Genomic DNA, 21,586 nt, shown 5'->3' with positions numbered 1-21,586 from the left:
TGGATGCGCAACGCTAGTCTGGTTGACCAGTTGACTTGGCCAATCGCGACGGGCGGCGTTCATGGGATATGAGGTGGAGGCCCCCAAGTACGTGCGCCTCGCGCAGACCCTGCAAGGTCGCATCGAGGACGGAACGTACCCGCCCGGTACCCGCGTCCCCAGCGAGAACCAACTTGTCCAGGCGTTCGGGATGTCCCGGCCCACGGTCGTGCGGGCCCTGGAGCTCCTGAAGCGTGACGGCTGGCTGGAGTCCCGGCAGGGGTACGGCACCATCGTGCGCGGTCGCCCTGCGGGCGCCGAGGAGAGAGAACGGCGCGGCCGTGACGTGCTCACGCGTGATGAGTCGCAGACGGCCGGGCGGCTCGTACAGGTCGCCGAAGTATCGGTACCGGCCCGAGTGGCCTCGGTCCTCGGGCTGCCGAAGCGTGCCAAGGCTCTCATGCGCCGCCTCCTGGTCGAGGAGGACGGGGAGGCCGTCGAACTGGTCTCCTCCTACTTCCCCGCCGGCCTGGTCGACGGCACCGATCTGGCGAGTGCCGAGGTGCTGGAGTCCGGTACGCGCACGCACCTGGAGACGCGCAAGAAGGTCCGCTTCGACCACGTGACGGAGCGCGTCTCCGCTCGCCTGCCTGACGCGACCGAACGTGAGCTGCTGGACCTGCCGGACGGCGTACCGGTCCTGAGTGTCCTCGTCATCGCCTGTGACGCCTCCGGGCAGGCACTGCAAGTCTCTGACGTGCTCCTGCCTGCCGACCGGCAGGAACTGGAAGACACCTACCGTCTGAACTGACCCCGGAAGCAGGCCCGTTCACCTCGAATGCCACTTGACAAGTCAACCTGGCATCCTTAGCTTCGAACTTGCTAAGTCAACTTGTCAGGTGACAGGTTGCGACTCTCAAGAAGCTCAAGGAGACATCTGTGCGTGTGATCCGTATCGACGCCTCGTCCGCCACCGTCCTCCTCACCGAAGCGCCGGCGCCGAAGGTGCGCGACCGGAAGACCGGGGAGATCGCCAAGGACGCCGTGAGCGGTGAGGCCCTGATGACGGTCGGCGTCGTCTACATCGACGAGGGCGAGTCGTCGCTGATCCAGGTCACCATCCCGGAGAGCGGAGTCACGGACGGTCTGACCGTCGGTGCGCCCGTCTCCCTGCCCGGCCTGGTGGCTCGTCCGTGGGAAAGCGTCTTCAACGGCCAGCAGCGGCACGGCATCGCCTACCGTGCCACCGCCGTCACCCCCGGCGCCTTCCCGATGGCGCAGGCGGGCTGACCGGCATGACCGACTGGATGACGGTGGCGGAGGTGGGCGGGTCGCTCGCCGCGATAGGCGGCGCGGCCTACGCCCGGCACGCCCACCCTGCCGCTTACTGGTCCGCGGTCGGGCTCCCGGCCTCGGTGGTCCGGCTGCTGGCCTCGTACTCCTCGACCATGGAAGCCTGCGGCCTGACCGTCGAACCGCCTCGCTGGCGGGCCGTGGCGGTCAAGGCCACCACCCGCCGGGAGATCCGGCCGGTCCCGCCCCGCCGTGGTCTCATCCGGCCCACCGCGACCGGCCTGCGGATGCGGCTTCGGCTGGCTCCCGGGCAGGAACCTGCCGACATCGCCGCCTCGGCGGAGCGGCTGCGGCACGCCTGGGGCGTCCACGCCGTGTACGTACGTGACGTGAAGCCCGGGGTCGTCGAACTGCGGCTGGTCGGTTTCGACGTGCTGCGCGACGTACGGATACCCCGGCGTGCTCGGGGCGGGCTGCTGCGGGTGCCGGTGGCGCTGCGGGAGGACGCGACCGCGTTCGTCCGGGACTACCGCGCCGTACCGCATGAACTCGTCCTCGGCGCCACGCTGTCCGGCAAGTCCATGTACCTGCGCAACCTCATCGCCGGACTGGCGACTCAGCCCGTGGTCCTGGTCGGCATCGACTGCAAGCGCGGTGTCGAACTGTCGCCCCTCGCCGACCGGTTCTCCGCTCTCGCCGTCGACCAGCAGCAGGCCGCTGACCTACTGCCCGTCCTCGTGGCCGAGATGGAGGACCGCTACGACCTGATCAAGGCCCGGCAGGGCATCGCCCCCGGCACCCCCGACGAACTGATCACCTCGGACGTCTGGGGACTGCCCGACGAGGACCGGCCACCGCCCATCGTGCTGTTCATCGACGAGGTGGCGGAACTCTTCCTCGTCGCGAGCAGGAAGGACGAGGACCGGCGCGACGAGATGGTCACCCAGCTCATCCGCCTCGCCCAGCTCGGCCGCGCCGCCGGCATCTACCTGGAGGTCTGTGGCCAGCGCTTCGGCGCCGAACTCGGCAAGGGCGCCACCATGCTCCGCGCCCAGCTCACCGGCCGCGTCTGCCACCGCGTCAACGACGAGGCATCCGCCAAGATGGCGCTCGGCGACATCGCCCCGGAAGCGGTCTACGCGGCCTGCTCCATCCCCGCCGAACGGCCCGGCCTCGCCGTCGTCGGCGACACCTCCGGCGGCTGGTCCCGCATCCGCACGCCGCACCTGGCCCTCGCCGAAGCCGCGGCTACCTGCCGCGCCGCATCCCTCCTCGCCCCCGACGTACCGGCCCTCGCCCCCTTCCGGCCGACGATCCCGGCCGTCCCCGTGCAGTCGTCCTGGCCCGTGCCCGCGCCGCACCCAGCCTCGTAGCCCGCACCACTCCCACGGCTGGCGCGGCCGTCCCGCGCCAAGTCCCTACCCCCGCCATGCCTCAAGAAAGGAGACACCCACTGTGTGCCCCGACTGCGAGGACTTCGCCCGCACCGTGCTCCTGCTGGGCCACCTCGCCACGTACGCCGAGACGCCCGGCGCTGATGCGGCCTTCGTGGAGGTCGTGGGCCCGGCGCTGGCCGTGTCCCTGCCCGAGCCTCTGCCGGGCCTCTTCCCCGACGAGTCCGCCTGATGGCCCGCCTCACCGCCGTGCGCGCGGACGCGGTCCTCGTCCAGGCCGCCATCGCCGGAGCCCTGTCCTTCGCCCACCTCCACGACCTCGCCGCCGCTGCCGGACAGGACGGATGGAAGGCGTGGGCCTACCCGGTCTCCGTCGACCTGCTCCTCGTCGCCGCCTGGCACCGGCTCCGTACCGGCGGCGCGAAGGCGTCGGCCTGGTGCTGGTTCCTCGTCGCCCTGGTCGCCTCCCTCGGCGCCAACGTCGCGACCGCCGGCCTCCTCGACCTGAACGACGTGCCGGCCTGGCTGCGCATCCTTGTCGCCGGATGGCCCGCGGTCGCCTTCCTCGGAGGAACGCTGCTCGCCCACGGAACACGGGCGCTCCCCGAAGCACCGAAGGCACCGGAAGCGGAGACGACCGGGCGCCCAGAGACCGAAGATCCAGCCGCGCCGACAGCCCCTGAGCCGCCTACCGCCCCCGCCCCCGTACCTGCTTCCGTCCCGCCGGCACTCGTCGCCCTGGCCCGCAAGGTCGCCGACGAACACCGGACACGGACCGGAACGGCCATCGACACCTCGACCCTTCGCGCCCGGCTCGGCGTCCCGATGCCGCTCGCCGAAGCCATCGCCACACACCTCACCTGATCTACGGAGGACTTCCGACCGTGCGCCCGTCCACGCTCCGCGCGCTCAACCGCGCCGCCGAGCTGACCCGTCAGAACCGCCTCACCGAAGCGATGCTCATCGCCGAACCCGTGATCCTCACCGCCGACGAGTACGAAGGCGAAGAGATCCGGCGCTGGCTCCTCGACCACGTCACCGACTTCACCGGCGAGCACCACGAGGGCCCGAAGGAGCTGCCCTGATGCCCCGCACCCCGCGCTTCCGCCGCGTCGTCCGCATCGGCCCCGTCCAGGTCGCCACCTACTACGACGACCGGGGCCGCGAGAAGCACACCGCCGCCTGCACGGCCCCGCGCTGCGGCTTCGCCGCCGACTACGACAGCCGCGCCGCCGCCGAACTCGCCGCCCGTACCCACCGCTGTCGCGTCCGCTGAGGGAGCCCTCGTGACCGTCTCACTGCCGCTCGTCCTGGTCCTGGGCCTCATCGCCTGGGGCGCGGTCCGCTTCCTCGGCGTCCGCGTCTGGATCGTCGTCGTGATCGCGCTCTTCGGCTTCCTGCTCTCCCGGACCGTCCTCGCCCCGCTCATCGACTCCGGGACCCGCTCCGGGGTCGACGTCATAAACGGCACCCACGACTGACAAGGAGATCCGCCGTGTTCCGTCCCAAGCTGCCCGACGTCCCGACCCCGACCGCCTTCGACGGTCACCACGCCCACAACCCGGTGCCCTCCGCCGGCCGCGCCCTCGCTCCGTACGTCGGCCCGGTTGCCGCCGTGGTCGTCGTCGGCATCGTCCTCACCGCGCTTCTGGCGGCGGTCGCCGTCACGGCCGTCTCGGTGGCCGTCGCCGCCGTCGTCCTGCGCTCCCTCGTCACCAGCGCGACCAAGCGCTGACCGGCCACCGGGGCGGCAACAAGCCGCCAAGCATCCCGCCGCCCCGGGGCCGTCCCTCCCAACCGCCGTAACAGCCGAAAGGAACCCTCATCATCACCCGGCAGACTCCGCCCCCGCTGGCGGAACTCTCCAAGCTGGCCTCACTCGGCAACCTCCCCCAGCTCGCCCACCAACTCTCCGGACTGGGCGGCTGCACGCACCCGATCCGCCTCGACGGCCACCGCACCGAGTACGCCGTCGACACCCGCACCGGCGAGATCGGCAACCGACTCCACCACCTCGACTCCCGCGCTCTCCCCGCCGGTCACCTCCTGGTGCGCTGCAACAACCGCCGCACCACCCGCTGCGCGGCCTGCGCAGAGGTCTACCGCCGTGACACCTTCCACCTGATCACCTCGGGCCTGCGTGGCGGCAAGGGCGTCCCCGAGCGTGTCGCCGCACACCCGCGCGTCTTCGCCACCTTCACCGCGCCCGGCTTCGGCCCGGTCCACAACCGCCCCACCGGCCCGGCACGGACCGTTCGCCGCTGCCGGTGCGGTGCGCTCCACGACCAGGACGACCCCGTCCTCGGCACCGCGCTCGACCCGGACACCTACGACTACGAAGCGGCCGTCCTGTGGAACGCGCACGCCGGCCTCCTGTGGCGGCGCTTCTCGATCTACCTGCGCCGGGAGGTCGCCAAGCGCGCCGGCCTGACCCAACGCGACTTCCGCGAGTACGCCCGGGTGTCCTTCGCCAAGGTCGCCGAGTACCAGAAGCGCGGAGCCGTCCACTTCCATGCGGTGATCCGCATCGATGGCCCGGAAGGCGGCGACACTACGCCCCCAGTCTGGGCCACCGCCGAGCTGCTCGCCGACGCCATCCGCGCCGCCGCCACCTCGGCCCGGGTGGACGGACCCGTGATCGACGGTCGGGCGCACACCTTCGCCTTCGGCCGTCAGCTCGACGTACGCACCATCCGCTCCGCCGACTTCAACGACGGCCAGGAGCTGACCGAGCGGGCGGTAGCGGCGTACATCGCCAAGTACGCCACCAAGGGCGCCGAAACCGCGACGGGCGCCCTCGATCGCCCGTTGAAGTTCCTCGCCGAACTCGCCCAGCTCGACATCACCGACCATGCCCGACGTCTCATCCGCGCAGCCTGGACTCTCGGCGCCCGCAAAGACCTCGAACACCTCCGCCTGCGCGCCTGGGCCCACATGCTCGGCTTCCGCGGCCACTTCTCCACCAAGTCCCGCCGCTACTCCACCACCCTCGGCGCCCTCCGCGACGCACGCGCCGAATACCGCCGCGCCCAAGCCGCAGCCGCGAACGAGGACGGCCCGGAGACGACCACGCTCGTCCTCGCCCACTGGGTCTACGCCGGTACGGGCCTCACCGATGCCGAAGCCTGGCTCACCGAAACTCTCGAACCCGCTCCCGGAACGGAAGGAGAACCCACCCGTGGCTGAGCGCCATCTCTCCGTCGACCAGGTCGCCGAGCTGCTCGGCACCACGTCCCGCTTCCCCCGTCGCCTCATCGAGGAGCGGCGCATCCGGTACGTGAAGGTGGGCAGGCACGTCCGCATCCCGGAGAGCGCGGTCGACGAGTTCCTCCGGGCCCGCACGGTCGAGCCGATCAGGCGATCCCGCTCTCGCTACGGAAGGGCTGCCTGATGGCCAACAAGAAAGGAAGGCGTCGCCGCTTCGGCGCGGTGCGTCAGTACCGATCCGGTCGCTGGACTGCCTCCTACCTCGGCCCTGATGGCGAGCGCATCCGTGCGGAAGAGACCTTCGAGACGAAGAAGGACGCGGAGATCTGGTTGTCCCAGGTCGAAGCTGACCTCAGCCGCGGGGACTGGCGCGCACCCGACGCTGGCGCGGTCAACTTCGGCACATACGCCGAGAAGTGGGTCGAGGAACGAGAGCTGGCGGTCCGTACCGAGGACCTGTACCGACACCTCCTGCGCCTACACATCTTCCCGACCTTCGGCACACTCGACCTGGATGAGATCACGGCACCCCGCGTGCGCGAGTGGCGCGCTGAGCGGCTCCGCACCACCGCCGCCAAGACGACCGTCGCCAAGTCCTACCGCCTCCTCAAGGGCATCCTCGAGACGGCCGTCGACGACGACCTGATCAGCCGCAACCCCTGCCGTATCAAGGGCGCGGGCAAGGAATCGGCCGCTGAACGGCGTATCGCCACCGTCGCCCAGGTCGACGCCCTCGCCGACACGATTGGAATCCGCTGGCGCCTCATGGTCTACCTCGGCGCCTATGGTCCGATGCGCCCCGAGGAACTGGCCGGCCTCCGCCGCCGGGACGTCGACCCCGACCGCATGGTGATTCGCGTCCGGGTCGCCGAGCCGGAACGGACCAACGGCAGGCGCGCTCCCGGCGAGACGAAGTCCGATGCGGGCGTGCGGGCCGTCGTCCTCCCGGCCTTCCTGCACAAGGAGGTGCGACAGCATCTCGCCTGGTTCGCCGAAAAAGGGCCGGACGGGCTGGTCTTCGTCGGCGAGAAGGGAGCGCCCTTCCGGCGCACCTCGTTCGGGCGGAAGTGGCGGCGGGCGCGTACGGTCGCCGGTCTCCCCGACGGCTTCCGCTTCTACGATCTCCGGCACACCGGGCACACGCTCTCGACACGCTCCGGGGCCACCCTCAAGGACACGATGGTCCGCGCCGGCCAGTCGTCCGAGAAGGCCGCGCTGATCTATCAGCACTCCGACGAGGAGCGGCAGCGCGACGTGGCGGCCGGGCTCGACGACATGGTCCGTGCCGAGCGTGCGAAGAACCACACCGGCGACCACCCGCACCACAGCGAGATGACCGCCGACGGGTAGCGCGTTCCTATGGTGCGGTTGTGGTGCGCAGTCCGCTCACTGGTCCAGACAACAAACAACCCCCGGGTCGCTGACCTGGGGGTTTCACATGGAGCGGGTGACGAGAATCGAACTCGCGCTCTCAGCTTGGGAAGCTGATGGACGGGCTGGTGCCGCGCCGGGACCTCGTCATCTCCACGAAGGCCGGGAGCGTACCCGACCCGGACCGCCGCGTCGACGGCTCGCGCGGCCATCTGCTCTCCGCCCTGGACGCCTCGCTCGCCCGCCTCGGCACCGACTACGTCGACGTGTGGCACGTCCACGCCTACGACCCCGCCACCCCGCTGGACGAGACGCTCGCCGCGCTCGACACCGCCGTCGGCAGCGGGCGCGTGCGGTACGCCGGTGTCTCCGACTTCTGCGGCTGGCAGCTGGCCAAGGCGGCGACCTGGCAGCTCGCCGCGCCGGGGGTGAGAACCCGACTGGCGAGCACCCAGATGGAGTACTCGCTGCTCCAGCGGGGCGTGGAGCGCGAGGTCCTCCCCGCGGCCCTCGACCTGGGGATCGGGCTGTTGCCGTCCTCTCCGCTCGGCCGGGGCGTGCTCACCGGCAAGTACCGCAACGACTCCGCGCCGGCGGGCTCCCGGGCTGCCTCGGAGCATCTCGCGCTGTTCGTCGAGCCGTATCTCGACGACACGGCGAGCCGCATCGTGGACGCCGTGACCACGGCGGCGGACGGGCTCGCCGTGACCGCGCTGCAGGTGGCCCTCGCCTGGGTCCGTGACCGGCCCGGTGTGGCCGCCCCCATCGTCGGCGCGCGCACCGCGCAGCAGCTCACGGCGGCGTTGTCAGTGGAGGCCCTTAGTCTTCCTGACGAGATCTGCCGGGCTCTCGACGACGTGTCGGCGCCCGTGCACCGCTATCCCGATCACGACTGGAGCACGCTGTGAGCACGGAGCCGCCCGAGACCGCGGAGGACGCCGAGGAGCCGGGGACGTCTACCGAGGGCGCGCAGGTGTCCGAGGCCGAGGCCGAGCTGACCGCGCAGCGCGTGGAGCGGGAGCGGATCGAGCGGCGGAAGGCGGAGCGGCAGGGGCCGATCGAGGCAGGGGGCAAGCTGAGCGGCACGGCCGCGGATCTGCTGGCCGCCGTGCGGGCCGTGGAGAGCGGGGAGAAGCCGGCCGCCACCGTGTTCGCGGAGGCCGGGCCCGCGCCGCGGCGGCCCGCTCCCGAGCCCGTGCGCCGGGTTCCGGAGGTGACTCCGGGCCCGGTGGTTCCCGCCGCCGGTGCCGTCGAGGACGTGCGGGCGGTGCTGGTCCAGGGAGGTGCGCCGGAGGGGATCGCCGTACAGGCCGCCGGCGTGTTCGGGGGCAGGGGCGGCGACGTGCTGCGCGCCGATCCCTGGCAGTTGCTGCGGGTCCCCGGGGTGCGGCCCGAGCAGGCGGACGGGTTCGCCCGGGCGCTGCTCGGCGCCGAGGCCGGGCCGGACGACGAGCGGCGGGGGCGGGCGGTCACCGTGTGGCTGCTGGAGCAGGCCGCGCTGGCCGGACACACCGCACTGGAGATGTCGGCGCTGGTCGCCGCGCTGGGGCGGCAGGGGGTGCCGGAGCCCGAGGAGACCGTGCAGAACGCCGTCTCGGAGGGGGACGTGCTCGTTTTCCAGGACGCCGTCGGCGAAGCCGGTGACGCCGAGGAGGACGAGGCGCGGCCGGTTCGGGTGCTGGTGGGGCTGGAGCGGTGTGCGCTGGCCGAGGAGAGTCTGGCCGACGGGCTGGCCCGGCTGGTCAACTCCGTGACCGGGCAGGACGGTGCGGGTGGGGAGTGGGAGCGTGCGGCCGCCTCGGCGGGGGGTTCCGCGGGTGAGCTGATCCGGGCGGTCGCCGGGCACGGGCTGGTGCTGCACACCGGTGGGGAGGCCTCGCTGGCCGAACCGGCGGCGCTGGTGAGCGCCGCGCGGGGGCTGGGGTTGCGGGTCTGGGCCGCCGCCCACGGTCCGGTGGGGCGTGCCCGGTTCGCGGGCCTGGTCGGGGGAACCGGGGTCGCCACCGTCGCCGGACTGCTGTCCGGTGCCGAGGGGCCCGGGCGGGACGCCGACGGGGCGCTGGACGTGGATCTGCTGGTGGTGCTCGACGCTCCGCAGCTGGATGTCGAGACCGCCGCGCTGGTGACGGAGTCGCTGCCGGACGGGGCGCGGCTGGTGCTGGCCGGTGATCCGGGTGTGCTGTGGTCGGTGGGGCCGGGGCGGGTGTTCGCGGATCTGCTGGCGGCGCGGGTCTGCCCGCAGGTCGCCTCGCGGCGGCCGGACCCCGGCCCGCTGGGTGAGCTGGTCTCGGGCATCGGCGTCGGCGAGCTGAACCAGGTGGCGGCGCCCGGCAAGGAGGTCGTGATCGTGCCGGTGCGGGACGCTGGGGAGGCCGTGCACCGGACCGTGCAGCTGGTGGCGGACTCGGTGCCGCGAGCGATCGGCGTGCCGGTCGAGGAGACCCAGGTGATCACTCCTGGGCACGGGGGTGCGGTGGGTACGCGCGCGTTGAACGCGGCGCTCAAGGAGCGGCTGAATCCGGGGCCGGGACGCTTCGGCGGTTTCGACCCGGGTGACCGGGTCGCCTACTCCCCCGCCCCGGGCCGTGCGCTGCCGGGCCGCGTGGTGAGGGCCGACGGCGAGGGGCTGCACCTGGAGTGCGGGGGCGAGGAGGTCGTCGTGCCGAGGGAGCGGGTGGAGTCGTCCGTGCGGCACGGGTGGGCGCTGACCGCGCACCAGGCGGTGGGCTGCCGGTGGCCCGCGGTGGTCGTGGTGCTGCCCGGTGACGCCGCACAGGCGCTGAGCCGGCCCTGGGTGTACACGGCGTTCAGCAGGGCCGACCGGCATCTGTCCGTGGTGCACGGTGCGGAGCAGGCGCTGCCGCGTGCCGTGGCCGAGGTGGCGGCGAAGCCGCGGACCACCCGGTTGCCGGTGCTGCTGGCCCCGCAGGTTCCGGTGACGGAGGGCTGAGCGGGACCCCCGCGCGGGCGGCGGCACCGGAGGGCCGCCGCCCGCGTGGGGCGGATGTGGTCAGCGGTCCGCGTCGAGGGGTTCCAGGTCCTCGTCCTCGTCCAGGCTCGGGTCCAGCTCGTCCTCCAGGTCGTCCCCGTCCTCGAGGTCCTCCTCGTCGTCGAAGACCGCGCTGACGTCGAAGCGGCACACCACCCGCTGCGGGTCCACCTGCTCGAACGGCGCCTCCAGCCACTCGCCGGGTTCCGCGGGGTCGTCCGATGCCGTCACCCAGAGCGTGGAGTCGCCTTCCTCCAGTCCGAACTCCTTGTGCCGGGAGGCGATCTCGTCCGGCTCGAACTCGCCGAACAGCAGGCCGAGCGCGCCGTGGACGGTGCCCGACGCCTCCGAGGTCTCCTCGTCCGCCGCCTCGATCCGCTGGGCGTGCGCGCGCAGCCGCTGGGGTTCCACGACGGCGTAGTCACGGCGGATCAGCACGCTGAGCGCGGCCGGTTCCTCGGGGCCGGTGTACGGCGGCGCGTCCTCCGCGCCGGGGATCTCGAAGGGGGTGACCTCGTCGTAGCGGTCGTAGAGCAGTTCGTCGTACGCCTCCGCGGCCGCGGCCAGCTGGTTGAACGCCTCGTAGACGGCCGGGTCGTCCTCCCCCGACCGGAGTTCGACCGCGGCCAGGTGGCGGTCGAGCGCGGTCTTCACCGCCTCGGCGGCGGCGCGTACCTCGGCAGCGGTGGGCTGCGCAGCATCAGACATAGTGCAGACGCTATCCGTACCGGGGCCCGGCCCGCACAATAGATGCGATGCCGGAATACGAATTTGTCGACGTGCACGTACCGCGCGGGGTCTCCCGCAAGGAGACGGCACGTCTGCTGACGGACCATGCAGAGTACGGTCACTGGGAGTTGTACCGCCTGACGCTGATGCGTGACGGCAGTCGCAGGGTGCGGCTGCGGAGGCGGATCATCCGCCAGGTGCGCGCCACCTGGTGATCTTCGACACCCGACCGGAATCACACGACGGAGCGGACCCCGCGGTCGCGGGGTCCGCTCCGTGTGTCCGGTGTCACGCGGCGGTCCGTGCCTTGCGGTAGAGGACCGCGCCGGCGAGCAGCGCGCCCGCGCCGACGGGCAGGACGAGCCCCATCGGCAGCTCGCTGCCGGTCTGCGCGAGCTGCGCGTCGTGCCGGGGCTGGGTGAGGGAGTGGACGCCCTGCTGGTCGCCGGCCGACGGGCGGTCCGGGGTGCCCGGCTCGTCGCCGGGGTGCTCGGGGCTGCCGGGGTGCTCGGGGTTGCCGGGGTCGCCCGGGTCGCCGGGCTGCCCCGGGGTGTCGTGGTCGGAGCCGCCGTTCGCGCAGCCGTTGCCCTCGGTGGCGTTGCCGGCGCCGAGGATGTCGACGCTGTTGCCGCAGACGTTCACCGGGATGTGGATCGGTGCCTGGATGTGGTTGCCCGAGCCCACGCCGGGCGAGCCGGCGGCGTGGCCGTCGGCGTGCGAGCCGCCGTGACCGCCGGAGTCGCCGTACCCGCCCGAGGAAGAGCCACCCTGGTTGGCACAGGAGTTCCCCACCGACGGATTGAGGACGCCGACGACGTCGACCGTGTTCCCACAGACGTTCACCGGCACGTGCACCGGCGCCTGCACCGTGTTCCCGGAGCCCACGCCGGGCGAGCCGGCGGCGTGGCCGTCGGCGTGCGAGCCGCCGTGACCGCCGGAGTCGCCGTACCCGCCCGAGGAAGAGCCACCCTGGTTGGCACAGGAGTTCCCCACCGACGGATTGAGGACGCCGACCACGTTGACCGTGTTCCCACAGACGTTCACCGGCACGTGCACCGGCGCCTGCACCGTGTTCCCGGAGCCCACGCCGGGCGAGCCGGCGGCGTGGCCCGTCGCGCCGGAGTCGGCGTGGGCGGTCCCGCCCGCGGCGGCGAGTACGCCCGTGGCCGCCGCCATCGTCATCAGGCCCTTGCGGGTGACCTGTCGCATTGCTGAAATCCCTGCTTTCGACCTGGTGCCGGGAATCGGCGTTCCGCAGGATTCCCGGTGTTCCGACGTTCGATGAGAGCGGTCGGCCCCGGAGCGCATGGCGCACGCTCCGGGGCCGACGGGCTCAAGCCCTCAGCGGGCGTGCCCTAGAGGGCGAGGCACAACGTCACTTGTTGATGCAGACGTTGCCGAAGGCGGGGTTCAGCAGCCCGATCACGGAGATCGTGTTGCCGCAGACGTTCACGGGGACGTGGATCGGGGCCTGCACGACGTTGCCGGAAAGGACACCCGGGGAGTGCGCGGCGACACCCTGGGCACCGGAGTCGGCGGCGGCCATGCCCGCGCCCGCGAGAACCAGACCACCGGTGGCAGCCGCGACGGCGACGACCTTCTTCAGCATTATTCCTCCTAGTTGGCAAAGCGATCCAAAGTCGCGGATCACATCACGGCTAACGAGGACGGAGTAATGAGGCTACGAGCTTATCGTCGCATTCACTCTTCCCGGTCAACTCTGTACGCCTGCACGATTATTGAGTTCATCGGGTAACCGTCTCAGGAGGCGTCGAGGAAGCGGTCGAGCACCCGCACGCCGAACTTCAGGCCGTCCACCGGCACCCGCTCGTCGACCCCGTGGAACATGCCGGCGAAGTCCAGCTCCGGGGGCAGCTTGAGGGGCGCGAAGCCGAAGCCCCGGATGCCGAGGTCGTCGAAGGACTTGGCGTCCGTCCCGCCGGAGAGCATGTACGGGACGGCCTTCGCGGCCGGGTCCTCGGCCACCAGCGCGGACTGCATCGCGTCCACGAGGGCTCCGTCGAACGTGGTCTCGACGGCCTTGTCGGAGTGGACGTCCTCGCGCCGCACCTTCGGACCGAGGATCCGGTCGAGGTCGGCGAGGAACTCCTCCTCGTGTCCGGGCAGGAACCGGCCGTCCACGTGCGCGGTCGCCTCGCCCGGGATGACGTTGACCTTGTAGCCCGCGCCCAGCTGGGTGGGATTGGCGGTATTGCTCAGGGTCGCGCCGATGAGCTTGGCGATGCCGCCGAGCCTGGCGAGGGTCCCCTCCATGTTCTCCGGGTCGAGCTCGGTCCCGAGGGCGTCGCCCAGTTCGTCGAGGAAGGCCCGGGTCGTCTTCGTGACGCGGACGGGGAACTTGTGCCGGCCGAGACGCGCGACGGCCTCCGACAGCTCGGTGATGGCGTTGTCGCGGTGGATCATCGACCCGTGCCCGGCGGTGCCGGCCACGGTCAGCTTCATCCAGTGCATGCCCTTCTCGGCGGTCTGGATCAGATACAGGCGGCGCTGCTCGCTGACGGTGAACGAGAAGCCGCCCACCTCGCTGATCGCCTCGGTGACGCCCTCGAAGAGGTGCGGGTGCTTGTCGACCAGGTGGCGGGCGCCGTACGTCCCGCCGGCCTCCTCGTCGGCGAGGAACGCCAGCACGATGTCCCGGGGCGGCTTGCGGCCGCTGCGCAGCCGGTCGCGGACGACCGCGAGGGTCATCGCGTCCATGTCCTTCATGTCGACGGCCCCGCGCCCCCACACGCATCCGTCGGCGATCTCGCCGGAGAAGGGGTGGTGGGTCCAGTCGGCGGCGTTGGCCGGTACGACGTCGGTGTGGCCGTGGATGAGCAGCGCGGGCCGGGACGGGTCCTCGCCCTCGATCCGGGCCACCGTGGAGGCGCGTCCGGGGTGCGACTCGAAGATCTGCGGCTCGAGTCCCACCTCGGCGAGCTTCTCGGCGACGTACTCGGCCGCCTTGCGCTCGCCGGGGCCCGAGTGGTCGCCGTAGTTGCTGGTGTCGATCCGGATCAGCTCGCGGCAGAGGTCCACGACCTCGTCCTCACCGGTGACGCTCCTGGCCGTGTCCGTCTCGCTCACGTGCTTCCTCCCGCTGCTGGTGTTCCCGCTGGTGGGTCGTCCCCTCATCCTCTCTCCCCCGCGGTCGCGCCCCAAGACCCGGCCCGGCCCGTCACACGCCGTTCACGCGACGGCGCGGCCGGGCGGGGGTGATCGGCCACCCCGGAACACCTGGTAATGTTTACGTCGTCGCCAAGGGGGAAACCCCACGCGACAGACAACTTGTCCGGGTGGCGGAATGGCAGACGCGCTAGCTTGAGGTGCTAGTGCCCTTTATCGGGCGTGGGGGTTCAAGTCCCCCCTCGGACACATGAAGCGCGAGGGCCGCGACCACCAGGTCGCGGCCCTCGGGCGTTGGCGCGGAGGCCGACCATGACCACACGTTCCTGCCCCTGCGGGCTGCCCGAGGCGTACGAGGCCTGCTGCGGCCGGTTCCACAGCGGGGCCGCCGCCGCGCCCACCGCCGAGCGGCTGATGCGGTCGCGGTACTGCGCGTTCGTGCGGCGGGACGGGGCGTATCTGCTGCGGACCTGGCATCCGAGGACGCGGCCGGAGCGGGTCGACTTCGATCCCGGGATGCGGTGGACCGGGCTGGAGATCCTGGACACGGCCGACGGGTCCGCCTTCCACTCCACCGGGACGGTGACCTTCCGGGCCTCCTACCGGGGCGGCTCGCTGCACGAGCGCAGCCGGTTCGAACGGGTCGGCGGGGCGTGGGTGTACGTCGACGGGGAGTTCCTGGAGTAGTCCGGTGCGGATGTGAGGTTCACCCCGGTCCTTCGAAGAACCCCATGACCGTCACCTCGTCGAGACGCCGTTCCGCCGCGTTCTGCCGGGTGATCGTCCAGTAGACGTCACCGGCGATGTGCGCGCCTCCGTACCACTGGGCGAGGAGGGCCCAGGCCTCGGGGCGGGGAGGCTTCCCCGTCCTGTCGGCTTCCCTCCACGCGGCGTAGGCGACGAGGTCGGTCTCGCCGTAGGGGTCGGTGGAGTAGCCGTCGAGCTGGAGGCGCGAGGCGCCGAGGAGGGGCCGGTCCTCGTGCCGCACGTCGTTCCAGGCGCCGCGCAGGGCCGGGGCGCGGGGGTGCTCGGCGGGGTCGAAGAGGGATTCGTTGTCGGGCAGGGAGACGTCGTACCGCAGCCGTAGTTCCCCCGCCGCGCGCAGGCCCGAGTCCAGGTCCTCCCACGCGTCGCCCGGCGCGTGGCCGGAATCCAGCGGGCGTTCCTCGACGGGCGTCCCGGCCGGGACGTGCACCGCCTCGCCGCCCGCGTCCAGGCCGTCGTCGTGGGAACGGGCGAAGAGCAGGAGCGCGCCGTCGCGCGGCAGGGGCAGCGTCGTCGCGTCCGCGGGCAGCGCCGCGAGGTCCAGGGAGGCGATCAGGCAGGTGCGCTTCGGCAGGTCGGGGAAGCCGGCCGGGAGCAGTGCCGGTCCGCCGAAGCGGCCCACGACCGGTCCGTCCCCGTGCGGGGCGAGGGTCGCGCACGGGCGGGCGGCGTCCAGCCACCGCTCCACCTCGCCGGACGGTACGCCACGCGCGAGCGCCTTCTCACGGACGCGGTCCAGCTTCCGGCGTCTCTCGGGGTTCATGCGAGGAACCCAGCGCCGGGGTCCGACACCGTACGGCCGTCAGGGCGCCAGGATGTCCAGTTCCTGGAGGGCGCCCTCGGTGATCTCGCGGGTCAGCTTCTCCGCGCGGGCGGCGTCGCGTTCGCGGACCGCCTCCGCGAGCTGGACGTGCAGGGTGACGGCGGCCGGGTCGGGGTCCTCGAACATCACGTCGTGGTGGGTGCGGCCGGACAGCACCTCGGCGACGACGTCGCCGAGGCGGGCGAACATCTCGTTGCCGGAGGCGGTCAGGATCACGCGGTGGAACGCCACGTCGTGGAGGAGGTACCCCTCCAGCCGGTGACCGCTGGAGTTGGCGACCATGCCGAGCGCGCACTCGGTCAGTTCGGCGCACTGCTCGGGAGTGGCGTTGCGGGCGGCCAGGCCCGCGGCGACCGGCTCGATCGCCGAGCGCAGCACCGTGAGGGAGCGCAGCTGGCGGGGGCGGTCCGCGCCGGCCAGGCGCCAGCGGATGACCTGGGGGTCGTACACGTTCCACTCGTGGGCCGGCAGGACCGTCACGCCCACGCGGCGCCGGGACTCGACCAGGTGCATGGACTCCAGGACGCGGACGACCTCGCGCATCACGGAACGCGACACGTCGAAACGCTGAGCGAGTTCGTCGGTGCGCAGGACGCTGCCGGGCGGGTACTCGCCCGCGGTGATCTCGGGGCCGAGGGTGTCCAGTACGCGGCCGTGCAGCCCCCGGCCCGTGGTGCTCATGCACTCAGAGTACGGGGCGGGTCACGGGAACAAAAAGTCAGACTTATATGTCACAGGCTCTTGAATTCGTCGTACCTAATGGGCTTCAGTTGCGTCGACATCACGTGTCGACGAAGACATCAGACAGTGAGGCAGCGATGAACACCCCCCATGTCGTCGTGGTCATGGGCGTCGCGGGCACCGGCAAGACCACCATCGGTCCCCTGCTCGCGGCCCGGTTCGGCGTCCCGTACGCCGAGGGCGACGACTTCCACCCGCAGGCCAACATCGCCAAGATGACGGCCGGTACCCCGCTCACCGACGACGACCGGTGGCCGTGGCTGGACGCCATCGGCGGCTGGGCCCACCGCCGGGCCGGCCTCGGTGGGGTGGTCAGCTGCTCCGCGCTGAAGCGGTCGTACCGCGACCGGCTGCGGGCCGCCGCGCCCGGCGTCGTCTTCGTGCACCTCACCGGTGACCGCGCGCTCATCGAGGACCGGATGTCGCACCGGAAGGGCCACTTCATGCCCACGGCGCTGCTCGACTCCCAGTTCGCCACGCTCCAGCCGCTGGAGCCGGACGAGGCCGGAGTCGCCGTGGACGTGGCGGGCAGCCCCGAGGAGATCACCGCACGGGCGGCCACCGCCCTGGACGCCCTCTCCGAGCCGACCCCGTAGGTCCCTGACCGGACCCCCAGTTCCCGGGGCGCCCCCACCTCCCCGGTTCCTCTCCACCCCCGTACACACAAGGAACCACCGTGACCAGACTCAGCGTTGAGATGCTGGCAGCGGACGCACCCGAGCCGATCACCTCGGCCGGCCACGCCCAGCTGGGCATCGCCGTGCTCCTGGGCATCGCCGTCATCGTCCTGCTCATCACCAAGTTCAAGCTGCACGCCTTCCTGTCCCTGACCATCGGGACACTGGCGCTCGGCGCCTTCGCCGGCGCGCCGCTCGACAAGGTCATCACCAGCTTCAGTGCCGGACTCGGCTCCACCGTCGCCGGCGTGGGCGTGCTGATCGCCCTCGGCGCGATCCTCGGCAAGATGCTCGCCGACTCCGGCGGCGCCGACCAGATCGTCGACACCATCCTCGCGAAGGCGAGCGGCCGTTCCATGCCGTGGGCGATGGTGCTGATCGCCTCGGTGATCGGTCTGCCGCTGTTCTTCGAGGTCGGCGTGGTGCTGCTGATCCCGGTGGTGCTGATGGTCGCCAAGCGCGGCAACTACTCCCTGATGCGCATCGGCATCCCGGCGCTCGCCGGTCTGTCCGTGATGCACGGTCTGGTGCCGCCGCACCCCGGCCCGCTGGTCGCGATCGACGCCGTCGGCGCCAACCTCGGTGTGACGCTGGCGCTGGGTGTGCTCGTCGCCATACCGACGGTCGTCATCGCCGGTCCGCTGTTCTCGAAGTACGCCGCCCGCTGGGTGGACGTCCCGGCCCCGGAGCGGATGATCCCGCAGCGGCCCTCCGAGGACCTGGAGAAGCGGCCGAGCTTCGGCGCGACGCTGGCCACGATCCTGCTGCCGGTCGTGCTGATGCTGGCCAAGGCACTGGTCGACATCGTCGTCGACGACCCCGAGAACAGCGTGCAGCGCGTGTTCGACGTGATCGGCTCCCCGCTGATCGCGCTGCTCGCGGCCGTGCTGGTCGGCATCTTCACCCTCGGCATGCCCGCCGGGTTCAGCAAGGAGCGGATGCAGCAGCTGGTCGAGAAGAGTCTCGCGCCGATCGCGGGCATCCTGCTGATCGTCGGCGCGGGCGGCGGTTTCAAGCAGACGCTGATCGACACCGGCGTGGGCCAGATGATCCTGGAGATCTCCGAGGACTGGTCGATCCCGGCGCTGCTGCTGGCCTGGCTGATCGCGGTGGCGATCCGGCTGGCGACCGGTTCGGCGACCGTGGCGACCGTCTCGGCGGCCGGTCTGGTGGCGCCGCTGGCGGCCGACATGTCGACCACGCACGCCGCCCTGCTGGTGCTGGCGATCGGTGCGGGTTCGCTGTTCTTCAGCCATGTCAACGACGCCGGGTTCTGGCTGGTGAAGGAGTACTTCGGGCTGAACGTCGGCCAGACGATCAAGACCTGGTCGATCATGGAGACGATCATCTCGGTGGTCGCCGGTGCTCTGGTGCTGCTGCTGTCGCTGATCATTTAGCCGCAGATCAGGCGATTCGACCGGACACCAGGCGATTCGGCCGGAGATCAGGCGCGTACGGCCCACCCGCTCCCCCTCGGGGCGCGGGTGGGCCCGTGTCGTTTCAGGGGCGCCACAGCGGGTGTTCGCGCTCCGCCCAGTCGCGGCCGACGGAGCCGGTGCGCAGGCCGCGGCGGGCCTCGGGGTCCGCCAGGGCCATGCCGATGTGCCCGGCGAGGACGATGCCGATGGTCAGCGCCAGCCAGTCGTGGACGAAGGTCGCGCTGGTGCGCCACACCAGCGGGGTGAGGTGGGTGAACCACATCAGCAGTCCGGTGCCGAGCATCACCAGTGTGGCGCCCGCGATCCAGGCCGCGTAGACCTTCTGGCCGGCGTTGAACTTGCCGGCCGGGCGGGACGAGGGGCGTCTGTCGCGGCGCAGGGCGGCCCGCAGCCAGACGCGGTCGTGCGGGCCGAAGCGGTTGAGGCGCCCGAGGTCGGCACGGAAGGCGCGGGAGGCGAGAGCGGCGAGGACGGGGACGGGCAGGGCGAGCCCGGACCACTGGTGGAGGGTGACGACGAGGGCGCGGCGGCCCACCAGCTGGGCGAGCTGGGGGACGTAGAGGCAGGCGGCCGTGGCCACGCAGACGCCCATCAGCGCGGCCGTGGCGCGGTGCGCCCATCGCTGGGCACGCCCGAAGCGCCGTACGGCGGTGGCGGCGGGCGGGGCGTCAGCTCGTGGGCTCATCGTCGCGTCCGTTCGAGCGGCCGACCCAGGCGTCGACGTCGTAGCCGCGCTCCTCCCAGTAGCCGGGTTCGACGTCCTCGGTGACGGTGATGCCGGAGAGCCACTTGGCGGACTTGTAGAAGTACATCGGGGCCACGTAGAGGCGGACCGGGCCGCCGTGGGCGTGGCCGAGGTCCTCGTCGCGCATGCGCAGGGCGACCAGGACGTCCGCGCGGCGGGCCTGGTCGAGGGTGAGGCTCTCGGAGTACGCGCCGTCGAAGCAGGTGAAGCGCACCGCGCCGGCCGAGGGGCGTACTCCCGCGGCGTCCAGGAGCCGGGACAGGCGCACCCCCTCGAACGGCGTCCGCGGCACCCGCCAGCCGGTGACGCACTGGACGTCCCGGACCGTGCGGGTCTGCGGCAGGGCCTTCAGCTCGGCCAGGGTGTAGGTGGTGGGGCGGTCGACGAGGCCGTCGACCGTGAGGCGGTAGGTGCCGGCGTTCTTCCGCGGGACGGACGAGGTGACCGAGTAGTAGCGGAAGCCGCCGCCGTTGGGGAGGAGTCCGGTCAGGCCGGTGGGGTCCTTGTCGGAGGCTCCGGCGAGGAAGGATTCGAGGCCGCGTTGCAGGGTGGGCGCGGTGGCCACGCCGAGGGCGCCAAGGCCGAGGGTGCCGAGGAGGACCCGGCGGCCGATGGGTTCGCCCCGCGCGTCCCCCTCGTCCGGGGCCGGCGGCGGCTGTTCGGAGTTCACCTCTCCATTCGAGCACCCGCGTCCCCGCCGGACCAGGGAGCGCGGGTGTCCGTCAGACTTCCGTCATCAGCTCTCCCACGAGGTGCGCTCGGCCTCCTTCTCCAGTTGGAACGCCTCGTTGCCGAGCCCGATGCGGGCGTGCTTCTCGGGGGCGCGGGCGCGCAGGACGGCGCCCTGGACGAGGCCGGCGACCAGGGCGAGCCCGATGATGCCGGGGAGGATCCAGCTCAGCGAGGAGTCGGGTCCCGCGCCGACCAGGACGTCGAAGTCCCTGACCGTGTAGCCCGCGATGACGGCCAGGGCGATGCCCGCCAGCGCGGAGGTGACCAGCCGCCAGCTCTGCGCGCCCGCGGCGCCGCGCCGGACGAAGAAGACGACGACGGACAGGGAGGCGATGGCCATCAGCACGATCACGCCGAGCGCGCCGACGTTGCCGCCCCAGGTGAACAGGTGCAGGACCGGCGCGGTCGGGTCGCCGGCCGGCTTGTCGTCGGTGAGCGCGAAGGCGAGGACGAGCACGGCGGCGACGACGGTCTGGAGCAGGGAGCCGGTGCCGGGGGCGCCGCTGGTGCCGGTGGTGCGGCCGAAGGCGGCGGGCAGCAGGCCCTCGCGGCCCATGGCGAAGGCGTACCGGGCGACGACGTTGTGGAAGCTGAGCATGGCCGCGAACATGCCGGTCACGAAGAGGACGTGCAGGACGTCGGTGAAGGTGCCGCCCAGGCGGTCCTCGGTGAGGAAGAACAGCAGTCCCGCGCTCTGCTCCCGGGAGGCGCCGACGATCCCGGCCGGTCCGGTGGCGACGGTGAGCGCCCAGCTGCTGAGGGCGAAGAAGACGGCGACGCCGGTGACCGCGAGGAACATCACGCGCGGCACGATCTCGTGCGGCTTGCTGGTCTCCTCGGCGTAGACGGGGGCCTGTTCGAAGCCGAGGAAGGCGGCGATGCAGAAGCACAGGGCGGTGCCGACGCCGGCGCCGGTGAGCGTGTCCGGGTTGAAGGCGTGCAGCGACAGGCCCTCCTTGCCGGGGTCGGCGACGGCGGCGACGTCGAAGACGACGACCAGCAGCACCTCGATGACCAGCAGCACGCCGAGCACGCGCGCGTTGACGTCGATCTTCAGCCAGCCCAGCGCGCCGACGGCGAGCACGGCCACCAGCGCCGGTATCCACCAGGCGACCTCGAGGTCGGCGTAGGTGGCGAAGAGGCCGGAGACCTCGAAGCCGAAGATGCCGTAGATGCCGACCTGGAGGGAGTTGTAGGCGACGAGCGCGACGAGCGCGGCGCCCGCTCCGGCGGTGCCGCCGAGTCCGCGGGAGATGTAGGCGTAGAAGGCGCCGGCGTTGTGGACGTGCCGGCTCATCTCGGCGTAGCCGAGGCTGAAGAGGACCAGTACGACGCCGAGGGCCACGAAGAGCAGCGGCTGGCCGACGATGCCCATCACCGCGAATGTGGTGGGCATGACACCTGCGACCACCATGAGGGGGGCGGTCGCGGCGAGGACGGAGAGCAGCAGGCCCCCCGTGCCGAGGCGGTCGGCGCGCAGGGCGCGCTCCCGCCCCTTGAAGGTGCTGATGCCGTCGGTGGTCGCTCTGCTCGTGCGGGAACTGTCCGTCGTCATCGAAGGGCCGTCCTTGGTCGG

26 protein-coding genes, 1 tRNA gene and 1 pseudogene are annotated in these 21,586 nt (G+C 72.0%); 19 read left to right on the top strand and 9 right to left on the bottom strand.

Translation table 11 applies throughout. The features are described from left to right. The first annotated feature begins 61 nt into the window (after window positions 1-61). From AB0A94_RS32715 to AB0A94_RS32650, 14 genes and pseudogenes are all read left to right on the top strand, one after another. Window positions 62-790: a GntR family transcriptional regulator gene (locus tag AB0A94_RS32715; RefSeq protein WP_142194139.1), complete on the top strand. Its 729-nt coding sequence runs from the start codon at window positions 62-64 to the stop codon at window positions 788-790. 128 nt (window positions 791-918) lie between these two features. Then, window positions 919-1,269: a hypothetical protein gene (locus AB0A94_RS32710; RefSeq protein ID WP_142194138.1), complete on the top strand. Its 351-nt coding sequence runs from the start codon at window positions 919-921 to the stop codon at window positions 1,267-1,269. Window positions 1,270-1,274: 5 nt separating this feature from the next. Further along, window positions 1,275-2,645, top strand: coding sequence for an FtsK/SpoIIIE domain-containing protein (locus tag AB0A94_RS32705; protein WP_361749688.1), 1,371 nt, complete (start codon window positions 1,275-1,277; stop codon window positions 2,643-2,645). An 82-nt stretch (window positions 2,646-2,727) separates the two neighbouring features. Beyond that, complete coding sequence (locus AB0A94_RS32700; RefSeq protein WP_361749686.1) at window positions 2,728-2,898, top strand: hypothetical protein; 171 nt, start codon at window positions 2,728-2,730, stop codon at window positions 2,896-2,898. Then, window positions 2,898-3,530 carry a DUF2637 domain-containing protein gene (locus AB0A94_RS32695; RefSeq protein WP_361749684.1) on the top strand — a complete coding sequence of 211 codons (633 nt, stop codon included), beginning with the start codon at window positions 2,898-2,900 and terminating at the stop codon, window positions 3,528-3,530. Before AB0A94_RS32700 ends, AB0A94_RS32695 begins: the two co-directional genes overlap by 1 nt. A gap of 20 nt (window positions 3,531-3,550) precedes the next feature. Further along, window positions 3,551-3,751, top strand: coding sequence for a hypothetical protein (locus AB0A94_RS32690; RefSeq protein ID WP_282090735.1), 201 nt, complete (start codon window positions 3,551-3,553; stop codon window positions 3,749-3,751). Next, window positions 3,751-3,942, top strand: coding sequence for a mobile element transfer protein (locus tag AB0A94_RS32685; protein ID WP_142194134.1), 192 nt, complete (start codon window positions 3,751-3,753; stop codon window positions 3,940-3,942). The genes AB0A94_RS32690 and AB0A94_RS32685 overlap by 1 nt, the downstream gene beginning before the upstream one ends. A gap of 10 nt (window positions 3,943-3,952) precedes the next feature. After that, window positions 3,953-4,147: a hypothetical protein gene (locus AB0A94_RS32680; protein ID WP_193512406.1), complete on the top strand. Its 195-nt coding sequence runs from the start codon at window positions 3,953-3,955 to the stop codon at window positions 4,145-4,147. Between the two features lie 14 nt (window positions 4,148-4,161). Next, complete coding sequence (locus tag AB0A94_RS32675) at window positions 4,162-4,401, top strand: SpdD protein (RefSeq protein WP_361749682.1); 240 nt, start codon at window positions 4,162-4,164, stop codon at window positions 4,399-4,401. A 134-nt stretch (window positions 4,402-4,535) separates the two neighbouring features. Next, complete coding sequence (locus tag AB0A94_RS32670; RefSeq protein ID WP_361749703.1) at window positions 4,536-5,852, top strand: replication initiator; 1,317 nt, start codon at window positions 4,536-4,538, stop codon at window positions 5,850-5,852. Further along, window positions 5,845-6,057 (top strand): excisionase family DNA-binding protein, encoded by a 213-nt coding sequence (locus AB0A94_RS32665; RefSeq protein WP_361749680.1) that lies wholly within the window; start codon window positions 5,845-5,847, stop codon window positions 6,055-6,057. The genes AB0A94_RS32670 and AB0A94_RS32665 overlap by 8 nt, the downstream gene beginning before the upstream one ends. Continuing rightward, window positions 6,057-7,223 carry a tyrosine-type recombinase/integrase gene (locus AB0A94_RS32660; RefSeq protein ID WP_361749678.1) on the top strand — a complete coding sequence of 389 codons (1,167 nt, stop codon included), beginning with the start codon at window positions 6,057-6,059 and terminating at the stop codon, window positions 7,221-7,223. Before AB0A94_RS32665 ends, AB0A94_RS32660 begins: the two co-directional genes overlap by 1 nt. 125 nt (window positions 7,224-7,348) lie before the next feature. Then, a pseudogene (locus AB0A94_RS32655) lies at window positions 7,349-8,152 on the top strand (aldo/keto reductase); the annotation flags it as partial. After that, window positions 8,149-10,194: a helix-hairpin-helix domain-containing protein gene (locus tag AB0A94_RS32650; RefSeq protein ID WP_361749676.1), complete on the top strand. Its 2,046-nt coding sequence runs from the start codon at window positions 8,149-8,151 to the stop codon at window positions 10,192-10,194. The pseudogene AB0A94_RS32655 and the gene AB0A94_RS32650, both read left to right, overlap by 4 nt. 60 nt (window positions 10,195-10,254) lie before the next feature. Here the strand turns inward: AB0A94_RS32650 and AB0A94_RS32645 are convergent, their stop codons facing one another. Continuing rightward, window positions 10,255-10,941, bottom strand: coding sequence for a hypothetical protein (locus AB0A94_RS32645; RefSeq protein WP_361749674.1), 687 nt, complete (start codon window positions 10,939-10,941; stop codon window positions 10,255-10,257). A gap of 47 nt (window positions 10,942-10,988) precedes the next feature. Between AB0A94_RS32645 and AB0A94_RS32640 the strand changes: the two genes are divergently transcribed. Next, complete coding sequence (locus tag AB0A94_RS32640; RefSeq protein ID WP_026085313.1) at window positions 10,989-11,177, top strand: DUF5703 family protein; 189 nt, start codon at window positions 10,989-10,991, stop codon at window positions 11,175-11,177. A 73-nt stretch (window positions 11,178-11,250) separates the two neighbouring features. Here the strand turns inward: AB0A94_RS32640 and AB0A94_RS32635 are convergent, their stop codons facing one another. From AB0A94_RS32635 to AB0A94_RS32625, 3 genes are all read right to left on the bottom strand, one after another. Further along, window positions 11,251-12,171: a chaplin family protein gene (locus AB0A94_RS32635; protein WP_361749671.1), complete on the bottom strand. Its 921-nt coding sequence runs from the start codon at window positions 12,169-12,171 to the stop codon at window positions 11,251-11,253. 166 nt (window positions 12,172-12,337) lie between these two features. Next, entirely contained in the window at window positions 12,338-12,571 is a 234-nt protein-coding gene (gene chpH, locus AB0A94_RS32630; protein ID WP_217130323.1) for a chaplin ChpH, read from the bottom strand. Window positions 12,572-12,723: 152 nt separating this feature from the next. Continuing rightward, window positions 12,724-14,049 carry a M20/M25/M40 family metallo-hydrolase gene (locus tag AB0A94_RS32625; protein ID WP_361749670.1) on the bottom strand — a complete coding sequence of 442 codons (1,326 nt, stop codon included), beginning with the start codon at window positions 14,047-14,049 and terminating at the stop codon, window positions 12,724-12,726. A 203-nt stretch (window positions 14,050-14,252) separates the two neighbouring features. Between AB0A94_RS32625 and AB0A94_RS32620 the strand changes: the two genes are divergently transcribed. Continuing rightward, window positions 14,253-14,337, top strand: a tRNA-Leu gene (locus AB0A94_RS32620). Window positions 14,338-14,400: 63 nt separating this feature from the next. Continuing rightward, window positions 14,401-14,775, top strand: a complete 375-nt coding sequence (locus AB0A94_RS32615; RefSeq protein ID WP_361749668.1) for a YchJ family metal-binding protein — start codon at window positions 14,401-14,403, stop codon at window positions 14,773-14,775. A gap of 19 nt (window positions 14,776-14,794) precedes the next feature. Here the strand turns inward: AB0A94_RS32615 and AB0A94_RS32610 are convergent, their stop codons facing one another. Together AB0A94_RS32610 and AB0A94_RS32605 are read right to left on the bottom strand one after the other, a co-directional pair. After that, a complete protein-coding gene (locus AB0A94_RS32610; RefSeq protein ID WP_361749667.1) occupies window positions 14,795-15,616 on the bottom strand; it encodes a DUF1963 domain-containing protein in 822 nt (273 codons plus the stop codon). Window positions 15,617-15,655: 39 nt separating this feature from the next. Then, entirely contained in the window at window positions 15,656-16,357 is a 702-nt protein-coding gene (locus tag AB0A94_RS32605; RefSeq protein WP_361749665.1) for a FadR/GntR family transcriptional regulator, read from the bottom strand. A gap of 137 nt (window positions 16,358-16,494) precedes the next feature. Here AB0A94_RS32605 and AB0A94_RS32600 point away from each other — a divergent pair, with 137 nt between their 5' ends. Together AB0A94_RS32600 and AB0A94_RS32595 are read left to right on the top strand one after the other, a co-directional pair. Continuing rightward, entirely contained in the window at window positions 16,495-17,013 is a 519-nt protein-coding gene (locus AB0A94_RS32600; protein WP_361749664.1) for a gluconokinase, read from the top strand. A gap of 80 nt (window positions 17,014-17,093) precedes the next feature. Next, window positions 17,094-18,491, top strand: coding sequence for a gluconate:H+ symporter (locus tag AB0A94_RS32595; RefSeq protein ID WP_361749662.1), 1,398 nt, complete (start codon window positions 17,094-17,096; stop codon window positions 18,489-18,491). Window positions 18,492-18,594: 103 nt separating this feature from the next. Here the strand turns inward: AB0A94_RS32595 and AB0A94_RS32590 are convergent, their stop codons facing one another. The 3 genes from AB0A94_RS32590 to AB0A94_RS32580 all read right to left on the bottom strand — a co-directional run bounded on the left by AB0A94_RS32590 (window position 18,595) and on the right by AB0A94_RS32580 (window position 21,565). Then, entirely contained in the window at window positions 18,595-19,218 is a 624-nt protein-coding gene (locus tag AB0A94_RS32590) for a cytochrome b/b6 domain-containing protein (RefSeq protein WP_361749660.1), read from the bottom strand. Then, entirely contained in the window at window positions 19,202-19,948 is a 747-nt protein-coding gene (locus AB0A94_RS32585) for a molybdopterin-dependent oxidoreductase (protein WP_361749658.1), read from the bottom strand. The genes AB0A94_RS32590 and AB0A94_RS32585 overlap by 17 nt, the downstream gene beginning before the upstream one ends. 66 nt (window positions 19,949-20,014) lie before the next feature. Next, window positions 20,015-21,565 carry an APC family permease gene (locus AB0A94_RS32580; RefSeq protein WP_361749656.1) on the bottom strand — a complete coding sequence of 517 codons (1,551 nt, stop codon included), beginning with the start codon at window positions 21,563-21,565 and terminating at the stop codon, window positions 20,015-20,017. Window positions 21,566-21,586: the final 21 nt, after the last annotated feature.

It is taken from the genome of Streptomyces sp. NPDC044984 (assembly GCF_040646935.1).
Lineage (GTDB): Bacteria > Actinomycetota > Actinomycetes > Streptomycetales > Streptomycetaceae > Streptomyces.
Note: the sequence above shows the minus strand (reverse complement) of the source record. Positions and strands in the feature narration are given on the sequence as shown.